The following is an 18037-nucleotide window of genomic DNA, read 5'->3' as shown; positions in this document are numbered from 1 at the left end:
CGGCACGAATACGTACTCCCGGCCTTGTGCGAGGAGTTGCTCAAGGTCAAGGCTCAACTGGACCTGTTCGTGCGCGGCGGGCGCGAGTACACCCAGGAACTGAACGCCCTGATGGCACCGTTGCGGCAGATTGCCGACGCCTTGGCGGTGCTGGGTTTCGGTCAGCCGCGCAAGGTGATCATCGATCAGTTGGCAGTCATTCAGGGTCTGGTGCAGGGCACGCGCGAACCCAACGATGCGGTGTTGATGGACGTCGCCGGAGCCCTGCTCTATGTCGAGTCCACACTGGCCGGCATGGCCGGCCCCAGCGATGCGCCCGGCCGCGACGAGCCGCAGGCGTCCAGCACCGACCTGATGCAGATTCGCCAGGTGGTGATGCGCGAAACCCGCTTCGGGCTGCAGGAGGCCAGGGACGTCCTGACCGACTCCACCGACGGGCAATGGGATCTGCCACGCCTGCGGACACTGGCCCCGCTGCTAACGCAGTTGCGTGGCGCCCTGGTCATGCTGGCGCTGCCCCGGGCGGCTGCCGTGCTGCAAGCCTGCAACCAGGCCGTTCAAGACAGCCTGCTGGCCGGCCCGCAGGCTTCCTGGGAACGGGTCGTGACCGGACTGGCGGCCGTCGAGGACTATCTGCAGCGCACCAGCGAGGCACCGCAGCTCGCCCACGAGCCTGTGCTGGAAGTGGCTGAGGCGGCGTTGGCCGTGACGGCGCCGCAAGCCGAGCCACTTGCCACGCCAGCAACCGAGCGGGGCCTGGAGCCCGAGCCGCTGGATACGCAACTGCTGGAGATCTTTCACAGTGAAGCCCTGAGCCACCTGAACGGTGTAGAGCGGTTTCTCGCGCTGGACGAGCAGGGCAACGATGTCGCGGTCACCGATGAGTTGCAGCGGGCCCTGCATACGCTCAAGGGCAGCGCGCTGGTGGCCGGGGTCACGCCGTTGGCCGAGCTGGCCACCGCGTTCGACGTCATGGCCCGCGAGCTGCGTGCCCACCGGCTGCCGTTCCAGGGCCAGGAATTGAGCCTGCTGGGCGACGCCCACTATCTGATGCGGCAGAAGCTGCTGCAGTTGCCCGCGCAGCCGTTGACGCCCATCCCAGGCGCTGTCGAGTTGATCCAGCGTGTGCAGGAACGCACCGCCGAGCGTCTGCAGGGCGTGCAGGCGCAAGGTGATGCCCGGCAGGTCCGGGCGCCGCAACTGATCGAGCGGCTGCTGGACGAGGGCATGGATATCCTCCTGGATGCCGAGCGTCTGCTGCAGCGCTGGCAGCAGCACCCGGACAGCCGTCAGGAGTTACCGATTCTGCTCGACCAACTGACGCTGCTGGGCGAACAGGCGCAATTGACCGATGTGCAGGCGCTCGACGAGCTGTGCGAGGCCTTGCTCGATCTCTACGGTGCGGTCGAAGAAAGCAGCCTGAGCGTCAGTCCCGGCTTTTTCCAGGAAGCCGAGCAGGCCCAGGAAGCCATGATCGGCATGCTCGACCAATTGGCCGCAGGCCAGGAGGTCAAGGCGCAGCCCATCCACGTGCGCGCCCTGCGCACATTGCTGCAGGGGTCTCTGGAACCGCACGCCATGGGCGTGGTGCAGCGCGACGGCGGGGCGATGATCGATCTCGCCCGGCTTGCCAGCGGGGTTGCCAACGCTGGCGACGAAGAACCGATTGAACAGACTCAGCGGCGCTGGCTGAGCGAGTCGGACGCCGACAGCGAGGCCGAGGACGCCGACGACGGCGAGTTGTTGAATATCTTCATCGAAGAAGGCCTGGACATCGTCGAAAGCGCTGGCGCCGCGCTTTTGCGCTGGCAGGCCGAACCTGCCAACCACCTCGAAGCGGAGAACCTGCTGCGCGACCTGCACACGCTCAAGGGCGGTGCGCGGATGGTGGAGATCGGTCCGCTGGGCGATCTGGCCCATGAGCTGGAATCGGTCTACGAACGCATCTCTCAAGGCCAGCTGCAGGCCTCGACGCAGTTGTTCGGCTTGCTGCACAAAGGTCACGACCGTCTGGCGCAGATGCTCGATGCGGTTCGCTCCGGGCAACCCTTGCCGGCGGCCGGGAAGCTGATTGCCGCGATCGCCGAGTTCGCTACGGGCAGTGAGCCAGCGCCTGCCAACCTGCCCAAGCCTGCCGCTGCCGAACCGGTGGCGGCGGAGCGTGGTCCGGTCGATGTGATCAAGGTCGGCGCCGAGCTGCTCGACGAGTTGGGCAACCTGGCCGGCGAGACGTCCATCTTTCGCGGGCGCATCGAACAGCAGGTCAATGACGCTCAGGCGGCGTTGCAGGAAATGGAAACCACCATCGAACGCATGCGCGACCAGTTGCGCCGCCTGGATACCGAAACCCAAAGCCGCATCCTCAGCCGCCAGCAGGTGGAAGGCCAGGGTTACGAAGATTTCGATCCACTGGAAATGGATCGTCATTCGCAGTTGCAGCAGCTGTCACGCGCCTTGTTCGAGTCGGCATCGGACCTGCTCGACCTCAAGGAAACCCTGGCCGGACGCAACCTGGAGGCGCAGACCTTGCTGCAGCAGCAGGCGCGGGTCGACAGCCAGTTGCAGGAAGGCCTGATGCGAACGCGCATGGTGCCGTTCGAGCGCCTGGTGCCGCGCTTGCAGCGGGTGGTGCGGCAGGTCGCCGAGGAATTGGGCAAGGAGGTCGAGTTCGAAGTCAGCGAGGCCCAGGGCGAGATGGACCGCAGTGTGCTGGAGCGCATGATCGCGCCGCTCGAACACATGCTGCGCAACGCCGTCGACCATGGCCTGGAGCCGGTCGAGGTGCGGGTGGCGGCCGGCAAGCCCGCCGTGGGGCACATTCGCCTGGCCTTGCTGCACCAGGGCGGCGACATCGTCATCGAAATGAGTGATGACGGTGCCGGGGTGCCCCTGGCTGCGGTGCGGGCCAAGGCGATCAAGCGCGGCTTGCTGGATCCGCACAGTGAGCTCAGCGATCACGACGTGCTGCAGTTCATCCTGCAACCCGGCTTCTCCACGGCCACCAAGGTCACGCAGATTTCCGGCCGGGGCCTGGGCATGGATGTGGTCCATGAAGAGGTCAAGCAGTTGGGCGGCGCCATGAGTATCGACTCGCGGCCAGGGCAGGGCGCACGGTTCCAGATTCGCCTGCCGTTCACCGTGTCGGTCAATCGTGCCTTGATGGTGCAATGCGGTGAGGAACAGTACGCGATCCCCCTCAACAGCATCGAGGGCATCGTGCGGGTCATGCCCGGCGAGTTGCACGATGCCTACCAATCTGCCCCGCCGCGCTACGGCTACGCCGGGCGGGTCTACGACCTGCGCTATCTGGGTACCTTGCTGCATGGGCTTGCCGTGCCCTCGCTGACCGCGCAAAGCCAGCCTTTGCCGGTGCTGCTGGTGCGCGCCTTCGATCAGCAGGTGGCGGTGCAGGTCGATGCCCTGGCCGGCTCCCGCGAAATCGTGGTGAAGAGCCTGGGCGCCCAGTTCGCGGCGGTACCAGGCTTGGGTGGGGCGACCATTCTCGGCGATGGCAGTGTCGTGCTGATTCTCGATCTGCTGGCGCAGTTGCGCGCCCGCCAGGGGGTGGCCGTGGCCCGCGCCGGCTACCAGCACGGCGCGCAGGTGCGGCGCTTGCAGGTACTGGTGGTGGACGACTCGGTGACCGTGCGCAAGGTCACCAGCCGCCTGCTGGAACGCCACGGCATGCAGGTGCTGACGGCCAAGGACGGGGTCGATGCCATGGCGCTGTTGCAGGAATACAGCCCCGACATTCTCCTGCTGGACATCGAGATGCCGCGCATGGACGGGTTCGAAGTGGCGCGGCGGGTCCGCCGGCATCCCACGCTCAGGCATCTGCCCATCATCATGATCACCTCGCGCACCGGCCAGAAGCATCGCGAGCGGGCGATGGCCATTGGCGTCAACGAATACCTGGGCAAGCCCTATCAGGAGAATCAGTTGCTCGAATGCATCGAACGCTGGGGTGAACCCCATGCTTGACCGGGCAATTGGCCGCCGCGACAGCCTCACCGCGCTGTTGCTGCCCCTTGCCGACCGCAATCTGCTGCTGCCCAACGTGGCGGTGGCCGAGCTGATCGACTACCTGCCCGGCGAGCCGGTGCTGGGGGCCCCGCGTTGGCACCTGGGGATGATCGAGTGGCGCAACCTGCGCCTGCCGCTGGTCAGTTTCGAGGCCGCCAGCGGCGGCGAGGCGGTGATCGGCGAGCGCGCACGCATCGTCGTGCTCAACGCCTTGGGCGAAACCTCGATGCGTTTCATCGCCGTGTTGATCCAGCACGTGCCTCGCTCGTGCCGGGTCGACAGTCAGTTGAGCTACGTGGACGTGCCGCTCAAGCCGCTGGAAATGGCCGCCGTGCAGGTCGGTGAAACCGTGGCCCGAGTACCGGACCTGGCTGCTCTGGAAAACCTGCTGCACAGCGCGTTGTAGACACATTGTCGCGTAATCGTTGCAGCGCTTTACAGCGGTCGGCCCGCCCGGCACTCTGGCCATTGTCATTGTTGCAGGGACCTCGTAATGCTCCACCGCACCTTTCTCGCCTTCGCCCTCTGTGCTGCGCTGTTCAGCGGCAGTGCCGTGCGCGCCGAAGTTCCGGCGGGCTATTCGATGGTGTTGCTGACCGAGAACTTTCCGCCCTACAACATGGCCAGCAACGACAAGAACTTCGCCCAGGAAGACAACATTCGCGGCATCGCGACCGAGCTGGTGCGGGAAATGTATCGGCGTGCCGGGATTCCCTACAGCATGACCCTGCGCTTTCCCTGGGACCGTATCTACAAGCTGGCCCTGAACAATCCCGGCTATGGGGTGTTCGTCACCGCGCGTCTGCCCGAGCGCGAACAGGCCTTCAAGTGGGTTGGCCCCCTGGGGCCGGATGACTGGATCATGCTGGCCCGGGCGGACAGCCCGATCACCCTGGAGAATCTCGACCAGGCCCGGCCGTATCGGATCGGCGCCTACAAGGGCGATGCCATCGCGCAAAGCCTGGCCGAGCGGGACATGCGTCCGATCCTCGCGCTGCGCGACCAGGACAATGCGCGAAAACTGCACGACGGGCAGATCGATCTGTGGGCCACGGGTGATCCGGCGGGTCGATACCTGGCTCGTCTGGAAGGGATCAGTGGGCTCAAGACGGTGCTGCGTTTCAACAGTGCCGAGCTGTTTCTGGCGCTGAACAAGGAGACGCCGCAGGAGGTGGTCGAGCGCCTGCAGCGAGCGCTCGATGACATGCGTCGCGAAGGCGTGGTCGATCGGGTCTTCGCCAAGTATCTATGACACTCGGCAAGCGTGGATCAGTGGTAGATCCCACCCTTGCCGTGAGCGGCCGTCGCGCGGTTGCCGCGCTCGCCGATCATCTGCCGGACCGGTATCCACTCCACCCCCTTGGCCTTCAGGCGCGGTAGTTCGCGCTCCAGCACTTCCAGGGTCTGTGGATAAGGGTGGCCGATGATCACCACCGTGCCTTGCTTGTGCGCCAGGGCAATGGCTTTTTCGAGCTGGCCAGCGATGGCCTCGACGGTGCGCGTGTCGTCCAGGAAGACATCCCGCGAAAGGCTGGCCAGGCCAATGCTCTGGGCCTTGGCGGCGGCCACGGTGGCTGCGCTGGTGCGGCTGTCGACGAAGAACATGCCGTGCTGCTGCAATTCGTTCATCAGCAGGGCCATGGCCTCGGGCTGCGACGTCATGCGGCTGCCCTCGTGGTTGTTCAGGCCGGCGGCATAGGGCACGGCCCGCAAGGCAGCCTGCAGGCGGCCGAGCAATTCACTGGCAGGCATGTCGGGACGCCAGGCGAACGGGCCGGTCGCGGGGTCCATGGGCATGTGCACCATCACGGTCTTGCCGGCTTTGTGCGCCTGACGAGCGAAATCGGCCGCATGCGGGGTATCGGGCATGATCGCCAGGGTCACCGGACCGGGCAGGGCCAAGGTGCGACTGTCTCGGGCCGGCGACTGGCCAAGGTCGTCGATGATCAGGCTCAGGTAGGCCGGACCTGCGAAGGCCGGTCCGGCCGTCAGCAGCAACATGGCCAGCAACAGAATGCGGCGCATGTCAGTTGCCGCGCGTCACGCTCAGGCCCTTGAGCAGGCTGAGCGCCTGGCTGATCTGGAAGTCATCGTCCTGCGGCCGCGCCTTGCGGGCGCCGATCGCTGTCTTGCCCGAAGGCCGGTCGGCGCCACCGTTGCCGTTGCCGAGGTGACCCTGCAGGTCGGCTTCCTTAAAGCTTTCGGTATCGGCGTCGCGGGTCACCTTGCCTTGGCGCACTTCGACGTCCGGCACGATGCCCTGGGCCTGGATCGAGCGGCCATTGGGTGTGTAGTACAGCGCCGTGGTGATCTTCAGGGCACGATCGTTGTTGAGCGGCAGCACGGTCTGCACCGAGCCCTTGCCGAAGCTGTCGGTGCCCATGAGGATGCCGCGCTTCTGGTCCTGCAGCGCACCGGCGACGATTTCCGCCGCCGAGGCGCTGCCGCCGTTGATCAACACGACCAGAGGCACGCGTTCGCTGGCGTCTGCCGGGTCGGCGGAGAAGCGCAGTTCCGAGTTGGCGATACGGCCCTTGGTGTACACGATCAGGCCCTTGGTCAGGAAGTGGTCGGCCACCTCCACTGCGCTTTGCAGCACGCCGCCGGGGTTGTTGCGCAGGTCGAGGATCAGCCCCTTGAGCTTGCCGTTGTTGTCCTTGCGCAGCTTCGCCAGGGCCTTGCCGACTTCTTCGCCGGTTTTCACCTGGAACTGGGTGATGCGCAGGTAGCCGTAGCCGTTTTCCAGCAATTGCGCCTTGACGCTCTTGACCTGGATGGTGGCGCGCGCAAGCGTCACGTCGAAGGGCGTGCCACCGTCGCGCACCAGGGTCAGGGTGATCTTCTCGCCGAGCTTGCCACGCATCAGGTCGACGGCCTCGGTCATGCTCAGGCCCTGGGTGGGCTGGTTGTTGATCTTGACGATCAGGTCGCCCGCCTCGATGCCGGCCTTGGAGGCTGGCGTGTCGTCGATGGGCGAGACCACCTTGATCATGCCGTTGTCGCTGCCCACTTCGATGCCCAGGCCGCCGAACTCACCGCTGGTGCTTTCCTGCAGCTCCTGGAAGTCCTCAGGGCCCAGGTAGGCCGAGTGCGGATCCAGGTTGCTGAGCATGCCCTTGATGGCGTTCTCCAGCAGGGTCTTGTCATCCACGGGCTCGACATAGGCCGCCTTGATGCGGTCCATCACCTCGGCGAAGGTCCGCAGCTCGTCCAGCGGCAAAGGCGCTGCGGCCGGGGCCGCACTCGCCGCTCGGGCGGGCTGCGGGGACAGATCGGCGGCGACCACCGCAGGGGCGGCGGTGGCCACGGCGATCGTCAGGGCCAGCGAGGTAAGGCGGGACAGATGCGGCATGTCTAACAGACTCCTGATACGGGTTCGCGCCTTTGAGGGCTGCTTTTGAACGACTGCGCCAGTCAACCGCGACACCACTGCGAGGGGTCGGTCGGTTTGCCTTGCTGGCGTATTGCAAAATACAGCGCTGGCGTGCTCTGCCCGCCGCTGGTTCCTACGGTGGCGATGGCATCACCGGCCTTGACCACGTCGCCGGCCGATTTGAGCAGGGTCTGGTTGTGACCGTACAGGCTGAGGTAACCGTTGCCGTGGTCGAGAATGACCAGAAGCCCGGCGCCGCGCAACCAGTCGGCGAAGACCACACGGCCACCGTGCACCGCATGCACCTGGCTGCCGGCCGAGGCACTGATCATCACCCCATCCCATTTGGTACGAACGTCGTCACCGCGGGTTTCCCCGAAGCGTGCCAACAGTCGACCATCGACAGGCCATGGAAGTTTTCCCCGCGCCGAGGCAAATGCACCACCGAAGCTCTCGCCGCTGCTGGACACCATCGGGCCCGTCGGCGCACGAGGCGCCTGGGGCGCGGGTGTCGGCGCCTCTCGGGCTGCGGCTGCAGCCGCTTCACGCTGGCGACGCTGTTCGGCTTCCTGAGCGGCGAGCAGGGCCTTCTGCCGCGCTTCCTCGGCCTCGCGTGCCTGGCGGGCCAGGGTTTCCTCGATGGTCTTGAGCACCTTGGCCAGGTCTTCCTGATCCTGCTGGCGGGCCTGCAGTTTCTGATCGCCCTGCTTGTACTGGTCGTTGAGCTTGGCCAGGGCGACCTGGCGCTCCTTGCGCACCTTGTCGAGGTCTTCGCGCTGGCTGTCCAGGTTGCCTTGCTGCACCAACAGCTGCGCCTGCTGCAGGTTGATGTCCTTTTCCACACCGGCCAGCTTCTGCAGGGTCTGGTTGAAGCGTTTCAACTGTTCCAGGCGGGCCTGGCTCAGGTAGTCGTAATAGGTCAGGGTGCGGGCGAACTTCTCCGGGTTCTGCTGGTTGAGCAGAAGCTTGAGGTATTCCTGACGCCCGCTCTGATAGGCCGCGCGGGCCTGGATGGCAATGAGGCGTTGCTGTTCGACCCGGGCGGCCTGGAGCTTGGCTTTCTCGCCATCGAGACGCTCCAGCTCGCCCTCAGTCTTTTTTAGTTCTTTCTGCAGGGCCTCCACCTGCTTTTCCAGCTTGCCCATCTCGGTTTCGGTCGTGCGCAGCTCTTTCTGCACCCCGGATCTTTCTGCCTGCAGCGTGCCAAGGGTTTTCTGCAGCTCGGCGATGTCCTTGCGGGTGGCATCGATCTGCTGCTGGGTTTGCGCGCGCTCGTCGGCGAAGGCCGGGCCGAGCAGGCAGGTCAGGGTCAGGAACGTCAGGGCGCGGAGCATGGGTCAGCCTTGTACCAGGATCGAGGTGCCGGTCATTTCTTCGGGCTTGGGCAGGCCCATCAACCAGAGCATGGTCGGCGCCACGTCGGCCAGCACGCCGCCTTCGCGAACCTTGACGTCGCGCTTGCCGACGTAGATGAAGGGCACCGGCTCGGTGGTGTGCGCGGTATGTGCCTGACCGGTGCAGACGTCTTCCATCTGCTCGCAGTTACCGTGGTCGGCGGTGATCAACGCTTCGCCACCGACCTTGTCGAGTGCGGCGGTGATACGGCCCACGCAGGTGTCCAGGCACTCTACCGCCTGGATCGCGGCGGCCATGATGCCGCTGTGGCCAACCATGTCGCCGTTCGCGTAGTTGACCACGATGACGTCATAGCGCTGCTGCTCGATGGCTTCGACGATGCGGTCGGTCACTTCCGGCGCGCTCATTTCCGGCTGCAGGTCGTAGGTTGCAACCTTCGGCGAAGGCACCAGAATGCGTTCTTCGCCGGGGAACTCTTCTTCGCGGCCGCCGGAAAAGAAGAACGTCACGTGGGCGTACTTTTCGGTTTCGGCGATGCGCAGCTGGGTCTTGCCGTTCTTCGCCAGGTACTCGCCCAGCACGTTGTTCAGGCCGGTAGCGGCGAATGCCGCCGGTGCCGGGATCTTCGCCGAGTATTGGGTCAGGCCCACATAGCCAGCCAGCTTGGGCTGGCGCGCGCGCGGGAAATCGTTGAAGTCGTCTTCGACGAATACGCGGCTGAGCTCGCGCGCGCGGTCGGCGCGGAAGTTCATGAAGATCACGGCGTCGCCGTCTTCGACCCGGACGGGCTCGCCTACCGTGGTGGCCTTGACGAATTCGTCGCTCTCGCCACGCTCGTAGGCGGCCTGCAGACCCTGCACGGCAGTGGCGGCATGGAATTCCGATGACCCGTCGACGATCAGGTTGTACGCCGCGCTGACGCGATCCCAGCGGTTGTCGCGATCCATGGCGAAGTAACGCCCGATCAGGCTGGCAGTGCGGCCGTGGCCGAGACGGGCGAAGGTCGCGTCCATCAGCTCCAGCGAGGCCTGCGCGCTCTTGGGCGGTGTGTCGCGGCCGTCGAGGAAGGCGTGCAGGTAGAGCTTCTGCGCGCCGCGCCCGGCGGCCAGCTCGGCCATGGCGACCAGGTGATCCTGATGGCTGTGCACGCCACCGTCAGACAGCAGCCCCATGAAATGCACCGCCTTGCCGGCTGCGACGGCCTTGTCCACGGCCGCGCAGATGGTGGGGTTGGTGAAGAACTCGCCATCGCGGATGGCCTTGGTCACGCGAGTGAAGTCCTGATACACCACACGCCCGGCGCCCAGGTTCATGTGGCCGACTTCCGAGTTGCCCATCTGCCCGTCGGGCAGACCGACGTCCATGCCCGAGCCCGAGATCAAGCCGTTGGGCTGGCTTGCCGTGAGTGCATCGAGCACCGGCTTGCGCGCCGAATAGACCGCGTTGTACTCGTGGTTTTCACTGTGACCGAAACCATCGAGGATGATCAGGACCAGGGGTTTGGGCGTGGTTGTCATGGATCCCACTCGCTATGTCAGAAGAGCATTCAGGAGAAGCCCGGCATTTTAGGGCATTGCAGGGCTGTGTGACGAATCATGGCGGTTTATTTCATCGCGGACGCAAGAACAACAAGCACAGACCCGCAATGAGGCCGAGCGGTTCCGTCCGGCGGGCTTTGGCCGGACTTGGCGGCTGTGTATACTGGCCGACATTTTAACGCCCTGGAACCCGCTGATGGTTGCTCACCTGATTGAATTCGCCACAAATCACTATCTGCTCGTGACCGCGTTCGTGGTCCTGCTGGTCATGCTGATCATGCTGGAAATGAGCAAGGGTGCCAAAAGCCTCAGCCCCCGCGAGCTGACTGCGCTGGTCAACAGCGAGCAGGGCGTGGTCGTGGACATCCGCAACAAGAAGGAATACGCCGCCGGCCACATCGTCGGTGCCTTGAGCATTCCTCAGGACAAGCTGGCCAGCCGCATCGGCGAGCTGGAAAAGTACAAGGGCAAGACGCTGATCGTGGTCGACGCCATCGGCCAGCACGCCGGTACCGCCTGCGCCGAGCTGGTCAAGGCCGGCCACACCGCCGCTAAACTGGCCGGTGGCGTATCGAGCTGGCGTGCCGACAACCTGCCCGTGGTGAAGTGACATGAAGCCGATCGTCGTCTACTCCAGTGACTATTGCCCGTACTGCTCGCGCGCCAAGTACCTGCTGGAAAGCAAGAAAGCGAAGTTCACCGAGATCAAGGTCGACGGCAAGTCCGATCTGCGCCGCGAAATGGCCGCCAAGGCCGGCCGCACCTCGGTGCCACAGATCTGGATCGGCGACTTGCACGTCGGCGGCTGCGACGACCTGTTCGCCCTCGAGCGCGCCGGCAAGCTGGACGCGTTGCTGGGGGCCTGATTCGGTCCCCTTTACCCCCACACCTCTGAAGATCACAAGGATCAGCGATGACCGATCAAGCGAACAATGGCGCTGCCGCCGAAAACGAACCGCAGTTCTCGCTGCAGCGCATCTACGTGCGTGACCTGTCGTTCGAAGCCCCGAAAAGCCCGGCGATCTTCCGCCAGCAGTGGGAACCTAGCGTTTCCCTGGACCTGAACACCCGCCAGAAAGGCCTGGAAGGCGACTTCCACGAAGTCGTGTTGACCCTGTCGGTCACGGTCAAGAACGGCGAAGAAGTCGCATTCATCGCCGAAGTGCAACAGGCCGGTATCTTCCTGATCAAGGGTCTGGACGAAGGCTCGATGAGCCACACCCTGGGTGCTTTCTGCCCCAACATCCTGTTCCCGTATGCCCGCGAGACCCTGGACAGCCTGGTAACCCGCGGTTCGTTCCCGGCGCTGATGCTCGCTCCGGTGAACTTCGACATGCTTTACGCGCAGGAACTGCAACGCATGCAGGAATCGGGCGAAGCCCCTTCGGCCCAGTAAGCATGGCCGTGCTGTGAACGAAAAGCGCCTTTCGGGGCGCTTTTTTGTGTGTGCGTGCTGCCTCTTTCGCGAGCCCTCTGCCCGCGAAGAGGCCCTCAAGCCCTACTCAAACCCCAACTGCCGCCACGCCTCATACACCGCCACTGCCACCGTATTGGACAGATTCAAACTGCGGCACCCCTCGCGCATCGGCAGGCGCAACTTGTGCTGGCTGTCCAGCGCGTCCAGCACCTCGGCCGGCAGCCCACGGCTTTCCGGACCGAACAGGAACGCATCGCCCTTCTCGAAGCTGGCATCATGAAACGGTCGCGAACCCTTGGTGGTGAACGCGAACACCCGTGGCTGCCCCAGGCTTTCCAGGCAACTGGCCAGATCGGCATGGCGCTGCAGCGTGGCATATTCGTGATAATCCAGGCCGGCCCGACGCAAGCGCTTGTCGTCCAGCTCGAAGCCGATCGGCTCTATCAGGTGCAAGGCACAACCGCTGTTGGCACACAGCCTGATAATGTTGCCCGTATTGGGTGGAATCTCTGGTTGAAAAAGGATCACGTGAAACATGCGCGGCACCGAACTGAAGGACGGGCAGCATTCTACTCCTGATCCGAGCGAGCGTTCGCAACTGTGGCCACGGGTCTTGGGCTCGCTGGCCCTGTTCGGCCTGCTGATCGGCCTGATGATCGGCCGCCTGACCAATCCCGAGCCTGCTCGCCTGGACAACATCGAAGTGCACCGCGACCAGCTGGTGCTGTGGTTCAACGACGAGCCGAAGGTGCATGCCGAGGTGGTGGAAGGAACGGTGGCGATACTGTTCGACGCCACGGGTGCGCCGGCCAGCGGGCGGTTGCTGGTGGACGGCAAGCCGGTGACCTGGCGCGTTCAGCGTAGTGATGAGGGGTTGTTGTTGACGGTGGTAGCGGCGAGGGCATTGCGGGCGGATTCAACGGGGGTACAACAGAACGGGCGGTGGCGGTGGGTTGTAAAGTTTCAAGTGTCCGACATTTGATGTCTGGAGTATAAGGCGAGTTCTCAATGTTTGGGCTTGGTATTGTGGGTTGGGTGAATTTTCTTACAGTCACGTACTGCCGTTCCGAACGCCCCTAAGAATCTTTCCACTTATTACAAAGTTAGTAATAAATAGGTTGTTTCAATAGTTTCCATAGTGAGTATATTTGCGCTCCATTCACTGGCTGGGCTTGAGTGACTAAGCCCTCGTGCATGACATGGAAGTTTATGAATCTTATTTTTCGTTTTTGGCTCGGTGCCGTTCTGGGTTGCGTTAACATCACAATCGTTCAGGCATCTGAAATTCAACGGCGTGCCAGTCTTGTTGAGGTTTATAATCAGGCCTTTGCCAATGATGCCAAGTTGGCCGCTGCTCGCAGCGAATACCAGGCCAGCCGTGAAGCGCTTCCCCAAGCGCGGGCAGGTTTACTGCCGACGCTGACAGCAGGCGCATCCTTCACTACCCAAACACTCATCCAGGCCAATCAACAGACCACACGCGATCGCAGTCACACTGTCTTTCATGCCAACCTCACTCAGCCTTTGATCCGCCTTGACCGCTGGTATCAACTCAAGGCTGTCAATGCCAACCTGGCTCGCGCCGAATTGGAGCTGGCAAGCAAGGAGCAGGACCTTATCCTTGAGGTGGCGCAGGTCTATTTCGAGACACTGAAAGCGACGGACCTGCTGGCCGCTTCACAGTCCGAAGAGGATGCCCTGCGACGCCTGTTATTGCAGGCTCAAGCGCGCCAGACTAAAGGCGCCGCAGCTATTACTGACGTGCTTGAAGCACAGGCTGCCTTTGATAACACCCGTGCGAACCGCCAGCTTGCCCAGCGCAGGGTCGATGATGCATTCGAGCGTTTGTCGCGTCTGACCGCCAGTTCCTACGCAACACTGGAAGGCTTGCATCACTATTTCCCTATCTCGCCGCCATCACCCGCTAATTCGGTCAGTTGGGTCGAGCAGGCGGTGGGGCATAATCTCTCATTGCTGGCCAGTGAGTTTCAGGTCTCGGCGACAGCTGAAGCAACCCGACAACACAAGGCCGCTTTGGCACCGACGCTTGATGTGGTGGCGTCCTACCGACAGGGTGATAATGACAGCTTCGGGTACACCAATACCTCATCTCCCTCCCAGCCCGTCTATCAAGGGTCCTTCTCGCAGCGCAGTGTCGCTCTGGAACTGACTGTGCCCCTCTACGCAGGTGGGTCCGGCCTTTCACGGATCCGAGAGGCTGGCTATCGTTACGCTCAAAGCCAAGACCAACATGAAGATCTCAGGCGCGAAATCGTACAGCGCACACGGGATCTTCATCGCGCTATTCATTCCGATATCGAACAAGTGAGCGCTCGCCAGCAAAGCTTGAAATCCAGCCATGCATCATTGTTGGCAAACACCGCTGGCCGCGAATTAGGTACGCGGAATACGGCCGATGTTCTCGAAGCTCAGCGAAAGTTATATACCGCTGTAAAGGCTTACAACGAAGCTCGCTATGACTTTGTACTGAATACATTAAGACTGAGGCAGGTTGCCGGCACACTGGCCAGTGCGGACTTGGTGGCGTTGTCCAGTTATGGCAATAAAACGTATGACCCCGCTGTGGACTTTCTTCCTCCGGCCTTCAGATCAGAACTGTAACAACAGGCCGTAACCTCTTTATCAAGAGTTGACTCAATGAACGACAATAAAGCGGGTGCTTCGCCGCATGCCGAGAATGATCTGCACTCGCTGGACACTGGCTTGGCGTGTTTGGCAATGCTGGCCCGGTTCCACAATGTAGCGATCTGCGTCGAGCAACTTGCTCATGAGTTTTGTGTGGGTAACCAACCTTTGAATCAGGACCAGCTTTTGCTGGCCGCTCGCAAATCCTCCTTGAAAGCCCGTCAGGTGACCATCAAGCCAGAGCGGCTGCAGCATAATCCATTGCCTGCCATCGCCCAGGATAACGAAGGTCGTTTCTTCATCATCGCGCGCTTGCAGGATAGCAAGGCGCTTATCCAGGATCCTGTTTGCGAGCGTCCGCAAATCATCGACCTTGATGTTTTGTCGGCCCGTTGGAGTGGTCGGTTGATCCTGCTGCGCAGCGAAGCCAGCCTTTTGTCAGGCCTTTCGCGTTTCGACTTCACATGGTTTATCCCCGCCATTGTCAAGTATCGCAAGTTGTTGGGCGAAGTGCTGTTGGTGTCATTCGTGCTACAGATTTTTGCCCTGCTGACACCCCTGTTCTTTCAGGTGGTGATGGATAAGGTTCTGGTGCATCAGGGACTGACCACATTGGATGTGGTCGCCATCGGCCTCTTGGGCATCATGCTTTTCGAAACCTTGCTCAGTGGGTTGCGCAGCTATGTTTTCGCGCATACGGCCAGCCGTATCGATGTGGAATTGGGCTCGCGGCTGTTTCGCCATCTGGTCACCTTGCCTTTAGCCTATTTTCAGGCGCGTCGTGTCGGTGATTCAGTGGCCCGAGTGCGTGAACTGGAGAACATCCGCAGTTTTCTCACCGGCAATACCATTACCCTGTTGTTGGACATCCTGTTCTCAGTCGTCTTTCTGGCGGTGATGTTCTTCTACAGCGGTTGGTTGACGCTGGTGGTGTTGATTTCCCTGCCGCTGTACTTCTTCGTATCGCTCATCATCACGCCGTTACTGCGCAAACGGCTGAACGAAAGCTTCGCGCGTGGCGCAGAGAATCAGGCGTTTCTAGTCGAAACCGTCAACGGTATCGACACGCTCAAGTCCCTGGCGGTGGAGCCGCAGATCACTCGACGTTGGGACAACCAGTTGGCTGCCTATGTCAGTGCCGGTTTCAAGACTCAGACCTTGTCCACCCTGGCCAATGAAAGCGTCTCGCTGATCGGCAAGTTGGTCACCGTTGCCACGCTGTGGCTGGGCGCCCGCCTGGTGATCGAAGGTCAGCTATCGGTCGGGCAGTTGATTGCCTTCAACATGCTGGCGGGCCGGGTATCCCAGCCCATCATGCGCCTAGCCCAGCTCTGGACCCAGTTTCAGCAAACGGCGGTGTCGGTGGAGCGGCTGGGTGACATCCTCAATACGCCCACAGAACTGTCGCAGGCTACCCGCGCTGCATTGCCAGCGCTGCAGGGGCGCATCGAATTCGACCAAGTGCAGTTCCGCTACCGCCCAGACGGTTCGGAAGTGTTACGGGGCGTGAGCTTTAGTATTTCGGCGGGCGAGGTCATCGGTATCGTTGGCCGCTCCGGCTCGGGCAAAAGCACGCTGACCCGTTTGCTGCAGCGTTTGTTCGTACCTGAACGAGGCCGTGTACTGATCGATGGTATGGACCTGGCACTGGCTGACGTGTCATCGCTACGGCGGCAGATCGGCGTGGTGCTGCAGGACAACTTGCTGTTCAACCGCAGCATCCGGGAAAACATCGCATTGACCGATCCCGGTGCGCCTTTGGATGCGGTCATGCACGCCGCAAGAATGGCCGGTGCCCATGACTTCATCCTAGAGCTACCTGAAGGCTACGACACCATCATCGGCGAACACGGAGCGTCCCTTTCAGGCGGCCAGCGCCAGCGTATAGCCATCGCTCGCGCCCTGATCGGCAACCCGCGCATTCTGATCTTCGACGAGGCCACCAGCGCGTTGGACTATGAGTCCGAGCGGGTCATTCAGCAGAACATGCAGCACATGTGCAAAGGGCGCACGGTCATCATCATTGCGCACCGGCTGTCTGCCGTTCGCGATGCCGACCGCATCGTGGTGATGGACAAGGGCCAAATCCGCGAGCAAGGCAGTCATCGCCAGCTTCTCGCCAACCCAGACAGCCTGTACACCCAGTTGCATCGTCTGCAGCAGGGGGAGCAGCCATGACCCAGGGGATCCATGCGCTCTGGCAGCGTTACCGGCTGGCCTTCGCCGAGGCCTGGGAGCAGCGTCGCAGCCTCGACACCCCTCAACGGCTGTCACACGAGGTGCAGTTCTTACCGGCTGCGCTTGCACTGCAGGATCAGCCGGTACACCCCGCTCCTCGTTACACCCAATGGGCAATCATGACATTTGCGGTGCTGGGAGTAGTGTGGGCCTGCGTGGGTGAGATCGAGGTGGTTGCCACGGCGCGAGGCAAAGTGGTCGCCAGCGGCAAGAGCAAGACTCTGCAAGCCAGTGAAGTTGCCGTGGTCAAAGCCATCCGCGTGCATGACGGCCAGTCGGTTAAAGCGGGGGAGGTGCTGGTAGAGCTGGACACCAGCGCCTCAGGCGCCGACGTCACGCGGCTACGCAATGATCTGCTGGCAGCTCAGGTCGATAGTGCCCGGGCAACTGCACTGCTGTGGGCCATCAAGCGTGGCCAAGCCGCTGCTTCACTGTCGGCCTACATCGCTCACGCCGCGCCTGAGCAGGTGCAGGCAGCACAGCACTGGCTGGAAGGCCAATACCTTGAGCTACGCAGCACGCTGGATCAGGTGGATGCAGAGATAGAACAACGCGCGGCTGAAATTCAGTCTTCACGGTCAGTCATCGAGGCACTGAAGCAAACGCTGCCGATCACTCGCGGTCTGGCCGAAGACTATCGCCAGTTGCTGGATCAGCAATACGTGCCCCGTCATGCCTTTCTCGAAAAGCAGCAAGTGCTTCTGGACCAGGAACGCGACATGGCCGTGCAACAGGCTCGCCTGACCGAACTCAACGCCAGCCGAAAAGAAGCTCAGCGTCGCCGCGCCAGCGTTCTAGCCCAAACCCGTCGCGCCATGCTCGACCTGCAGCAGCAGTCCGAACAAAAGGTCGTTTCGCTCACCCAGGAACTGAACAAGGCCGAGCAGCGAGACAGACTGATGAGCTTGACCGCCCCAGTGGACGGGACAGTACAGCAACTCGCCATCCACACCGTAGGTGGTGTCGTCACTGCCGCGCAGCCACTGATGGTGATCGTGCCCAGCGACCAACCCGTGGAAGTCGAGGCCTTTCTGGAAAACAAGGATGTAGGGTTTGTACGAGCAGGACAAATGGCTACGGTGAAAGTCGAGACCTTCACGTTTACCAAGTACGGCACCGTGGACGGGGAAATCACCAGCCTTTCCAACGACGCCATCGAAGATGAGAAACGCGGGCTGATCTACAGCAGCCGAGTGCGCTTATTGAAGAACGCCATCGAAGTGCAGGGCGAACAGGTGAAGTTGTCGCCGGGGATGTCGGTCACGGTGGAAGTCAAGACGGATAAGCGCAAGGTGATTGATTATTTCTTGAGTCCGTTGCAGCAGTATGCGGTGGAGAGTTTGCGGGAGCGGTAAATGAAGGGCCGTTGGTTCTGGTGGTGAGGTTTCTATCACTTATGCCGTTGACCGCTCGCGCTATTTTTGAATAGGGTTGGTATGAAAATAT

At 62.3% G+C, this 18037-nt stretch carries 14 protein-coding genes and 1 pseudogene; 10 read left to right on the top strand and 5 right to left on the bottom strand.

All coding sequences use genetic code 11. The features are described 5' to 3' along the window. Nucleotides 1-12: 12 nt before the first annotated feature. From ABMD26_RS09965 to ABMD26_RS09955, 3 genes and pseudogenes are all read left to right on the top strand, one after another. A pseudogene (locus ABMD26_RS09965) lies at nucleotides 13-3981 on the top strand (hybrid sensor histidine kinase/response regulator); the annotation flags it as partial. Next, nucleotides 3974-4429 carry a chemotaxis protein CheW gene (locus ABMD26_RS09960; protein ID WP_090361921.1) on the top strand — a complete coding sequence of 152 codons (456 nt, stop codon included), beginning with the start codon at nucleotides 3974-3976 and terminating at the stop codon, nucleotides 4427-4429. The pseudogene ABMD26_RS09965 and the gene ABMD26_RS09960, both read left to right, overlap by 8 nt. Nucleotides 4430-4516: 87 nt before the next feature. Continuing rightward, entirely contained in the window at nucleotides 4517-5275 is a 759-nt protein-coding gene (locus ABMD26_RS09955) for a substrate-binding periplasmic protein (protein WP_134722878.1), read from the top strand. Nucleotides 5276-5292: 17 nt separating this feature from the next. Here ABMD26_RS09955 and ABMD26_RS09950 read toward each other — a convergent pair whose 3' ends face one another. The 4 genes from ABMD26_RS09950 to gpmI form a co-directional block, all read right to left on the bottom strand. Further along, nucleotides 5293-6048 carry a divergent polysaccharide deacetylase family protein gene (locus tag ABMD26_RS09950; protein WP_134722880.1) on the bottom strand — a complete coding sequence of 252 codons (756 nt, stop codon included), beginning with the start codon at nucleotides 6046-6048 and terminating at the stop codon, nucleotides 5293-5295. Between the two features lies 1 nt (nucleotide 6049). Beyond that, the gene (locus ABMD26_RS09945; RefSeq protein ID WP_049861712.1) at nucleotides 6050-7375 is read right to left on the bottom strand and encodes a S41 family peptidase; all 1326 of its coding nucleotides are present in this window, start codon (nucleotides 7373-7375) and stop codon (nucleotides 6050-6052) included. A 62-nt stretch (nucleotides 7376-7437) separates the two neighbouring features. After that, nucleotides 7438-8730 (bottom strand): murein hydrolase activator EnvC family protein, encoded by a 1293-nt coding sequence (locus ABMD26_RS09940; protein WP_056844456.1) that lies wholly within the window; start codon nucleotides 8728-8730, stop codon nucleotides 7438-7440. A 3-nt stretch (nucleotides 8731-8733) separates the two neighbouring features. Beyond that, nucleotides 8734-10269, bottom strand: coding sequence for a 2,3-bisphosphoglycerate-independent phosphoglycerate mutase (gene gpmI, locus ABMD26_RS09935; RefSeq protein ID WP_354309303.1), 1536 nt, complete (start codon nucleotides 10267-10269; stop codon nucleotides 8734-8736). A 217-nt stretch (nucleotides 10270-10486) separates the two neighbouring features. On the opposite strand from gpmI, the gene ABMD26_RS09930 reads away from it, so the two are divergent. Genes ABMD26_RS09930 through secB form a run of 3 tightly spaced genes read left to right on the top strand, consistent with a single transcriptional unit; the run spans nucleotide 10487 to nucleotide 11686 of the window. After that, a complete protein-coding gene (locus ABMD26_RS09930; RefSeq protein ID WP_090355623.1) occupies nucleotides 10487-10900 on the top strand; it encodes a rhodanese-like domain-containing protein in 414 nt (137 codons plus the stop codon). Between the two features lies 1 nt (nucleotide 10901). Continuing rightward, the gene (gene grxC, locus ABMD26_RS09925; RefSeq protein WP_049861716.1) at nucleotides 10902-11156 is read left to right on the top strand and encodes a glutaredoxin 3; all 255 of its coding nucleotides are present in this window, start codon (nucleotides 10902-10904) and stop codon (nucleotides 11154-11156) included. Nucleotides 11157-11203: 47 nt separating this feature from the next. Next, nucleotides 11204-11686, top strand: a complete 483-nt coding sequence (gene secB / locus ABMD26_RS09920) for a protein-export chaperone SecB (protein WP_049861717.1) — start codon at nucleotides 11204-11206, stop codon at nucleotides 11684-11686. A 102-nt stretch (nucleotides 11687-11788) separates the two neighbouring features. Here the strand turns inward: secB and trmL are convergent, their stop codons facing one another. After that, entirely contained in the window at nucleotides 11789-12244 is a 456-nt protein-coding gene (gene trmL, locus ABMD26_RS09915) for a tRNA (uridine(34)/cytosine(34)/5-carboxymethylaminomethyluridine(34)-2'-O)-methyltransferase TrmL (RefSeq protein WP_049861718.1), read from the bottom strand. Between trmL and ABMD26_RS09910 the strand changes: the two genes are divergently transcribed. The 4 genes from ABMD26_RS09910 (at nucleotide 12243) to ABMD26_RS09895 (ending at nucleotide 17946) form a co-directional block, all read left to right on the top strand. Then, complete coding sequence (locus tag ABMD26_RS09910) at nucleotides 12243-12689, top strand: hypothetical protein (RefSeq protein ID WP_354309299.1); 447 nt, start codon at nucleotides 12243-12245, stop codon at nucleotides 12687-12689. The genes trmL and ABMD26_RS09910 overlap by 2 nt on opposite strands. Nucleotides 12690-12916: 227 nt before the next feature. Then, nucleotides 12917-14329 carry a TolC family outer membrane protein gene (locus ABMD26_RS09905; protein WP_354309297.1) on the top strand — a complete coding sequence of 471 codons (1413 nt, stop codon included), beginning with the start codon at nucleotides 12917-12919 and terminating at the stop codon, nucleotides 14327-14329. A 36-nt stretch (nucleotides 14330-14365) separates the two neighbouring features. After that, nucleotides 14366-16531, top strand: coding sequence for a type I secretion system permease/ATPase (locus ABMD26_RS09900; protein WP_354309295.1), 2166 nt, complete (start codon nucleotides 14366-14368; stop codon nucleotides 16529-16531). Beyond that, complete coding sequence (locus tag ABMD26_RS09895; RefSeq protein WP_354309293.1) at nucleotides 16528-17946, top strand: HlyD family type I secretion periplasmic adaptor subunit; 1419 nt, start codon at nucleotides 16528-16530, stop codon at nucleotides 17944-17946. The genes ABMD26_RS09900 and ABMD26_RS09895 overlap by 4 nt, the downstream gene beginning before the upstream one ends. Nucleotides 17947-18037: the final 91 nt, after the last annotated feature.

It is taken from the genome of Pseudomonas sp. PvP001 (assembly GCF_040546375.1).
GTDB lineage: Bacteria > Pseudomonadota > Gammaproteobacteria > Pseudomonadales > Pseudomonadaceae > Aquipseudomonas > Aquipseudomonas coleopterorum.
The sequence above is the reverse complement of the archived record's forward strand: the minus strand, read 5'-3'. Positions and strand labels throughout refer to the sequence as shown.

Coding starts and splice junctions, on each gene's coding strand:
- ABMD26_RS09900 (WP_354309295.1), top strand. CDS start 14,366: ATGAACGACAATAAAGCGGGTGCTTCGCCGCATGCCGAGAATGATCTG.
- ABMD26_RS09930 (WP_090355623.1), top strand. CDS start 10,487: ATGGTTGCTCACCTGATTGAATTCGCCACAAATCACTATCTGCTCGTG.
- trmL (WP_049861718.1), bottom strand. CDS start 12,244: ATGTTTCACGTGATCCTTTTTCAACCAGAGATTCCACCCAATACGGGC.
- gpmI (WP_354309303.1), bottom strand. CDS start 10,269: ATGACAACCACGCCCAAACCCCTGGTCCTGATCATCCTCGATGGTTTC.
- ABMD26_RS09945 (WP_049861712.1), bottom strand. CDS start 7,375: ATGCCGCATCTGTCCCGCCTTACCTCGCTGGCCCTGACGATCGCCGTG.
- ABMD26_RS09895 (WP_354309293.1), top strand. CDS start 16,528: ATGACCCAGGGGATCCATGCGCTCTGGCAGCGTTACCGGCTGGCCTTC.
- secB (WP_049861717.1), top strand. CDS start 11,204: ATGACCGATCAAGCGAACAATGGCGCTGCCGCCGAAAACGAACCGCAG.
- ABMD26_RS09950 (WP_134722880.1), bottom strand. CDS start 6,048: ATGCGCCGCATTCTGTTGCTGGCCATGTTGCTGCTGACGGCCGGACCG.
- ABMD26_RS09955 (WP_134722878.1), top strand. CDS start 4,517: ATGCTCCACCGCACCTTTCTCGCCTTCGCCCTCTGTGCTGCGCTGTTC.
- ABMD26_RS09960 (WP_090361921.1), top strand. CDS start 3,974: ATGCTTGACCGGGCAATTGGCCGCCGCGACAGCCTCACCGCGCTGTTG.
- ABMD26_RS09905 (WP_354309297.1), top strand. CDS start 12,917: ATGAATCTTATTTTTCGTTTTTGGCTCGGTGCCGTTCTGGGTTGCGTT.
- ABMD26_RS09940 (WP_056844456.1), bottom strand. CDS start 8,730: ATGCTCCGCGCCCTGACGTTCCTGACCCTGACCTGCCTGCTCGGCCCG.
- grxC (WP_049861716.1), top strand. CDS start 10,902: ATGAAGCCGATCGTCGTCTACTCCAGTGACTATTGCCCGTACTGCTCG.
- ABMD26_RS09910 (WP_354309299.1), top strand. CDS start 12,243: ATGCGCGGCACCGAACTGAAGGACGGGCAGCATTCTACTCCTGATCCG.